The sequence below is a fragment of the Phytoactinopolyspora endophytica genome, from assembly GCF_004138495.1.
Classification (GTDB): domain Bacteria; phylum Actinomycetota; class Actinomycetes; order Jiangellales; family Jiangellaceae; genus Phytoactinopolyspora; species Phytoactinopolyspora endophytica.
In genome coordinates this window covers 78,380-84,075 of record NZ_ML142865.1, presented here as the reverse complement: position 1 = coordinate 84,075, position 5,696 = coordinate 78,380, and the positions used below count along the sequence as shown (strand labels likewise).

Sequence of the window (5,696 nt, the reverse complement as noted above, 5' to 3'; positions counted from 1 at the left end):
CGTACCACCGGCCCGCCGACTCCGGATGGAGTAATGCCGATCTCGGCCGTCAGCGGGACGAGATAGCCCTTCTACCAGCGAGAGCCTGGAGTCACAGAGAATCTCAGGCCTCACACGGAAGGGCATCCGAATGCGCACATCCGAACCGACGAGTCCGAGGCGGGGAGCGCTACTGCGCCGGGCCGTTCCGTGGTTCGTGCTCGCCTTCTGGGTCATCGTTCTCCTGGTGGCGGTACCCGTCGTCGGGAAGCTCGGCGACGCCACCACGGACAGCGAGATCGACTACCTGCCCGCCAGCGCGCAATCCACTCAGGTGGCCGAGATCCAGCAGGAGCTTCCAGGCGGCGGCACCACGGACATGTTCCTCGTATATCAGCGCGACAGCGGGCTTTCCCGGGCCGATCGTGACGCAGCGGAGGACCATGTCGCCGAGATCGCGGCGCACTACAGCATCAACGGCATGCCGGAAGGCAACGTCTCCGACGACGAGACGACGCTGATGTATCCGCTCGCCATCGACGCGGATGAGGCCGGCGGCGAAGGGGAGGACGTCGAGCTCGTGCGTGAGCTCGTCGCCGACCACCCCGACGGCCTGCTCGTTCAAGTCACCGGACCGGCCGGGCTGGAAGCCGACATGGATGAGGCGTTCGAGGGCATCGACGAGACGCTTGTGATGGCCACCATGCTGGTGGTGACGGTCCTGCTGATCCTCACGTACCGCAGCCCGTTCCTGTGGCTGCTGCCGTTGGTGGCCGTCGGCGCCGCCGCCGTGACCTCCATGGCCGGTGTCTACGCGCTGGTGCGCGCGTTCGACATCACGGTCAGCACGATGAGCTCGTCGATCATGATCGTGCTTGTCTTCGGGGTGGGTACCGACTACGCCCTCCTCCTCGTCGCCCGGTACCGCGAAGAGCTCCGCCGGCACCACGCGCCGGCCGACGCGATGATCGCCGCCCTGCGTGGCACCGGGCCGGCCATCCTGACCTCCGCTGGAACCGTGGCGGCCGGGCTGCTGTGCATGATCGCGGCAGACCTCAACAGCAGCAGCGGGCTCGGCCCGGTGGGCGCGGTAGGCGTGGTGTGTGCCCTCGTTGCGATGACGACGTTGCTACCGGCGATCCTGGTGCTTCTCGGGCGCGGAGTCTTCTGGCCCCTGGTGCCGGTGCACGGGACGACGCCCCGGGAACGCCGCGGGTTCTACAGCCGCGTCGGCGCTCTGGTGACCGGCCGCCCCATCACCGTCCTGGCTGCCGGCGCGATGCTGGTCGGCTCCGTCGCGCTCGGTGCGCTGAACCTCCCGGGAGACCTGCGCTCGGAGGACTCGTTCACCGACCGGCCCGAGTCGGTCGCCGGCATGGAGACGCTGGCCGCCGCCTTCCCCGAGCAGAGCAGCCAACCCATCACGGTCCTCGCCGACGCCTCTCACTCAGAGGAGGTACTCACATCCGTACGCGGGACCGATGGGGTAGCGGACGCGGAGATGCGCAGGTCGGCCGACGGCTGGGCAGAGATTTCCGCTTTCCCGGTCGACGAGGCCGAGTCCGCGGGCGAGGCCGCCACGATCGAACTGCTGCGCGCCGAGCTCGCCACGATCGACGGGGCCGGCGCCCTGGTAGGCGGAGAGAGTGCCCAGCATCTCGACGTGGCAGCCACCGCATCCTCCGATCGAGCCCTGGTGATCCCACTGGCGCTGGTCGCCGTCTTCGTCTTGCTCGCGCTGCTCCTGCGCAGCCTGCTCGCTCCGCTGGTCCTGGTGGCCGCTGTGGTGGCGGTGTGGGGCGCCGCGATCGGTCTCGGTGGGCTCGTGTTCGGCCCGGTGTTCGGATTCGAGGGGACGGATCCAGAGGTTCCGATGCTCAGCTTCGTCTTCCTGGTGGCGCTCGGCGTCGACTACGGGATCTTCCTGATGCACCGGACACGGGAGGAGGCGCTGCGCGGCGCTCCCGCACCGGCAGCCCTGGTCTCGTCGCTCAAGGCCACCGGCACCGTGATCGCGTCCGCCGGCATCGTGCTCGCGGCCACGTTCTCGGTGCTCACCGTCCTGCCTTTGGTGATGATGGTGGAGCTCGGCTTCGTCATCGCGGTGGGCGTCCTGCTCGACACCTTCCTGGTCAGGGCGTACCTGGTGCCCGCGGCGGCAGCGCTACTCGGCACCCGGATCTGGTGGCCGGGCCGGCTGTCCAAGGCTCCACAGCCAGCTCCCGAACCCGTCGGGCTGGTGCGGCGATGAAGCGTAGCGGATGATGGACGGATGACGGCGAGATGGCCTCTGAGCAGTACGTCGACGGACGTACTGCTGTCCGTCGTCGTACTGGCCGCGCAGGCGATGATCGCCACAGTCACCTCGATCGGCGACGGCGCGCAGCTCGACGCCCTGGGATGGGCGTTGCTGACCGTGGGCACCATGGTGCTCGTGGTGCGACGCCGCCATCCCGGGCTGGTCCTCGCCGGCGTCGTCGTCGTGTCCCTGCCCTACCACCTGCTCGACTACGTTCATGAGGCCTATGTGCTCGGACCGCTGGTGGCGCTGTACACGGTCGCGTCCGCCGGGCCGCGCCGACGAACGCTGCAGATCGGTGGAGCGCTCGCCGTCCTCATCGCCGCAGTGATGCTGCTGTCCGGCGGCTCAGGCGGGCTGGACCTGATCAGCAGCGTCGGGTGGGTACCGATGACGATGGCGCTCGGCGAAGCGGTCCGGCTCCAGCGCGCGTACGTCGCTGCCATCGTGGAGCGCGCCGAGCGCGCCGAACGCACCCGGGAGCAGGAAGCGGCACGCCAGGTGGCCGAGGAACGGGTCAGGATCGCCCGGGACCTGCACGATCTGCTGGCCCACAGCATCACCCTGGTCGGCGTGCAGACGACGGTCGCGGCACATGTGCTGGTGGAGAAGCCCGACCACCTGGACCGATCGGCGCTCGCCGCCTCGCTGGAGTCCATCTCGGCGACCTGCCGCGATGCCCGCACCGAGCTGCGCGCGACGCTCAGCGTCCTGCGGGCCGGCGAGACCGAGCCCGAGACGGCCGTGCCCGGTATCGCCGCGGTCACCGACGTGGTTGAGACCGTCCGGGCAACCGGTCTCGAAGTCGAGCTGACCTTCGATGTCGACGCGTCGGCCGTCCCGTCGACGGTGGGCGTGACGACGTATCGCATCGTCCAAGAGGCGCTCACCAACGTGATCAAGCATGCGGACGCGACGCGAGCCCACGTGTCGGTGGCCGGATCAGCAGGCCGGCTCCACCTGACCGTCGTTGACGACGGGCGTGGCGGGGAGCCGTCCAGCGACGGCCACGGCATCCTCGGCATGGTGGAGCGTGCACGCAGCGTCGGTGGCACTCTGACAGCGATGCCCGGTCCGCGGGGCGGTTTCATGGTCTCCGCGCAACTCCCACTGAGCGGGCACGCACTGCCGGAGACCGACGTCGAGCCCGTGAGGAGTGCCACGTGACAATCCGGGTTCTGCTCGCCGACGATCAAGAGCTGCTGGTGGCCGCCTTCGCCATGCTCATTGGATCCGCGCCTGACATGCAGGTCGTGGGGCAGGCTCAGACCGGCCGGGAGGCTGTCGAGCTCGCTCGGGAGTGCCGTCCCGATGTGGTGGTGATGGACATCCGGATGCCCGACATCGACGGCATCGAGGCGACCAGGCGGATCGCCGACGACGACGAGCTCGCGCACACCCGTGTCCTGGTGTTGACGACGTACGACACCGACGAGAACGTCCTCGCCACGCTCCGGGCCGGCGCCAGCGGCTTCCTCGTCAAGGACGCTCGCGCCACCGACATGCTGGAGGCGATCAGGACCGTCGCGGCCGGTGAGGCGCTCCTGTCACCCGGGCCTACCGCAGCTTTGATCGCGCGCGCGTTGCGGGCTCCGGACCGGTCCCTCGGCGACGTCGCACCCGAACGGCTGGCCGGGCTGTCGGCGCGGGAACGCGAGGTGCTGGCCCTGGTCGCCAGAGGTCTCAACAACGCCGAGGTGGCACAGGCCCTGTCGTTGAGCCCGCTGACTGCCAAGACCCACGTCAGCCGGATGATGGCCAAGCTCGCGGTCCGCGACCGTGCCCAACTCGTCGTCGTGGCCTACGAGTCCGGCTTGGTCACGCCGGCTCAGTAGTCGCCTTCGGATGGGATCGGAAGGCGGGTCTCCATGAGAGTCACGCCGATCTCGCTCGCGAGCGGCGCGAGGCTGGCCACGTTGACTCGGGCCCACGGTATCGAGCTGAGCGGGTAGGCCGCATTCTCGTCCTCCGTATAGCCCACCCGCAGCAGGTCGGTCTTCGGCTCATTCTCCAGGATGTCCCAGCCGTTCTGCACCATCCACTCCAGCGCGTCATCCCATGCGTCGACGTGCTCCTCCCCCCACTGGCCCGCCGACTCGACGAAGAGGCCCACTCCCCGTGTGTGGTCCAGATACATGACGTGATCACCGAACTGTCGCGTTTCCACCGCTACCTCCCATGTCACCTGCGACGGATACCCTTTGCACTACACCAGACACCAGGATCCTCAGCGAAGAAAGATGATCCGGCGAGCCGAGAGCCGAGCGACATGGCGATCATGGGAACAACTGTTCTAATCTGATTCGCATGCCGCGACACCTCCGGGCACACCCGGTAAGCGAGATGCCCACCGACTGGACCGGATGGTCCGGCCGGACTCCCCAGATACGCCGCATCATCGCCACCGTCCACTGGACCGACGGCAGCGTGACGGAGCACCAGGTCTTCGCCCACGAGTGGACTCGCACCCACGTCCGTGTGATCATCGAAAGCGATCACAACCCGCCTCGGCGCACCTGCGATCTGTGGCTGCCGGCGTCCGACGTCCGCCGCAACACTGGGCCACCCCGCCTTGGCGAGTGCATTCCGGCACCCTGGCGAGGCCCTACGTGGCTGGTCGAGGCCACTCAGGAGCACATCGACGCATGGCATTCGATACACGACTCTCCCACTTCGGACTGAACTCGGCGCCGTCGGCACTACGGAGTGCGCCGATGCTGCGACTCCGCCGCGAGCCGATCGAGTGCGTAAGCCAGATCCGGTATCGCCTCCCGCACCGCCAGCTGTGCCTCTGCATGCTTCCGTGGGTCCTGGCTCGGCTCGGTCCACGCCCGGACGACCGCCTGTGCCGGTGGCATGTCAATCCGCTCGTCGCCGGCGTCCGATGGTGTCGACGCCTGCCGGATCAACTCTCCACCCGGAGCCGATCGCCTCGACGGCGCTGACACCGCGTCGCGGGCATATCCTGCCTCCCGCCGATCGTTGTTTCGCCGGGCCATCTTCACGATCAACACCCACACGCCGACGAGCGCGAACGCGACGCCCGCCCAGATGCCGAGTACGACGAGAACTGTACGCATCGTCAGATCGCCGCCGTGTGCGTGCACCCGGCACCATGGACGCGGGTTGAGGCATCGATCGGCCTCACCACTGGTGACGCCCACACGGGGGACATGTCATCAATGATAGACAGCGTTCTCCAACAGCGCCCGGATGGCCGCGGGTCTCGTCATCGCGACGAGCGAACCCACGGCCACCACATCGGGCATGCGCTCCGCACGGCTCCGACTATCGCCGGGGCCGTGCGGCTTGGCCTAGGACATTCAGCTCAGCCGACGCCGCAGCAGGGCGAGCCCTCCACCGGCACCGGCGATACCCAGTGCGACCATGCCGAGAAGCAACGGCGCCGCGCCCGTGT

General features: G+C 68.5%; 6 protein-coding genes. 4 read left to right on the top strand and 2 right to left on the bottom strand.

All coding sequences use genetic code 11. From position 1 onward, the window contains the following. The first annotated feature begins 130 nt into the window (after positions 1-130). From ELR45_RS26450 to ELR45_RS26440, 3 genes are read left to right on the top strand one after another with little or no spacing between them, the layout of a single operon-like run. Positions 131-2,230: an MMPL family transporter gene (locus ELR45_RS26450; RefSeq protein ID WP_129668996.1), complete on the top strand. Its 2,100-nt coding sequence runs from the start codon at positions 131-133 to the stop codon at positions 2,228-2,230. A 21-nt stretch (positions 2,231-2,251) separates the two neighbouring features. Continuing rightward, positions 2,252-3,445 carry a sensor histidine kinase gene (locus tag ELR45_RS26445; protein WP_129668995.1) on the top strand — a complete coding sequence of 398 codons (1,194 nt, stop codon included), beginning with the start codon at positions 2,252-2,254 and terminating at the stop codon, positions 3,443-3,445. Continuing rightward, entirely contained in the window at positions 3,442-4,113 is a 672-nt protein-coding gene (locus ELR45_RS26440; RefSeq protein ID WP_129668994.1) for a response regulator, read from the top strand. The genes ELR45_RS26445 and ELR45_RS26440 overlap by 4 nt, the downstream gene beginning before the upstream one ends. On the opposite strand, the gene ELR45_RS26435 is transcribed toward ELR45_RS26440, so the two are convergent. Further along, entirely contained in the window at positions 4,107-4,445 is a 339-nt protein-coding gene (locus ELR45_RS26435; RefSeq protein ID WP_129668993.1) for a hypothetical protein, read from the bottom strand. The two genes, ELR45_RS26440 and ELR45_RS26435, sit on opposite strands and share 7 nt — an antisense overlap. A gap of 140 nt (positions 4,446-4,585) precedes the next feature. On the opposite strand from ELR45_RS26435, the gene ELR45_RS26430 reads away from it, so the two are divergent. Then, positions 4,586-4,960 carry a hypothetical protein gene (locus ELR45_RS26430; RefSeq protein WP_129668992.1) on the top strand — a complete coding sequence of 125 codons (375 nt, stop codon included), beginning with the start codon at positions 4,586-4,588 and terminating at the stop codon, positions 4,958-4,960. Positions 4,961-4,977: 17 nt separating this feature from the next. Here ELR45_RS26430 and ELR45_RS26425 read toward each other — a convergent pair whose 3' ends face one another. Further along, the gene (locus ELR45_RS26425) at positions 4,978-5,358 is read right to left on the bottom strand and encodes a hypothetical protein (RefSeq protein WP_129668991.1); all 381 of its coding nucleotides are present in this window, start codon (positions 5,356-5,358) and stop codon (positions 4,978-4,980) included. Between the last annotated feature and the right edge of the window lie 338 nt (positions 5,359-5,696).

Excerpts from the sequence above, each read along its gene's own strand:
- ELR45_RS26430 (WP_129668992.1), top strand. The coding sequence starts at position 4,586 with ATGCCGCGACACCTCCGGGCACACCCGGTAAGCGAGATGCCCACCGAC.
- ELR45_RS26445 (WP_129668995.1), top strand. The coding sequence starts at position 2,252 with ATGACGGCGAGATGGCCTCTGAGCAGTACGTCGACGGACGTACTGCTG.
- ELR45_RS26425 (WP_129668991.1), bottom strand. The coding sequence starts at position 5,358 with ATGCGTACAGTTCTCGTCGTACTCGGCATCTGGGCGGGCGTCGCGTTC.
- ELR45_RS26450 (WP_129668996.1), top strand. The coding sequence starts at position 131 with ATGCGCACATCCGAACCGACGAGTCCGAGGCGGGGAGCGCTACTGCGC.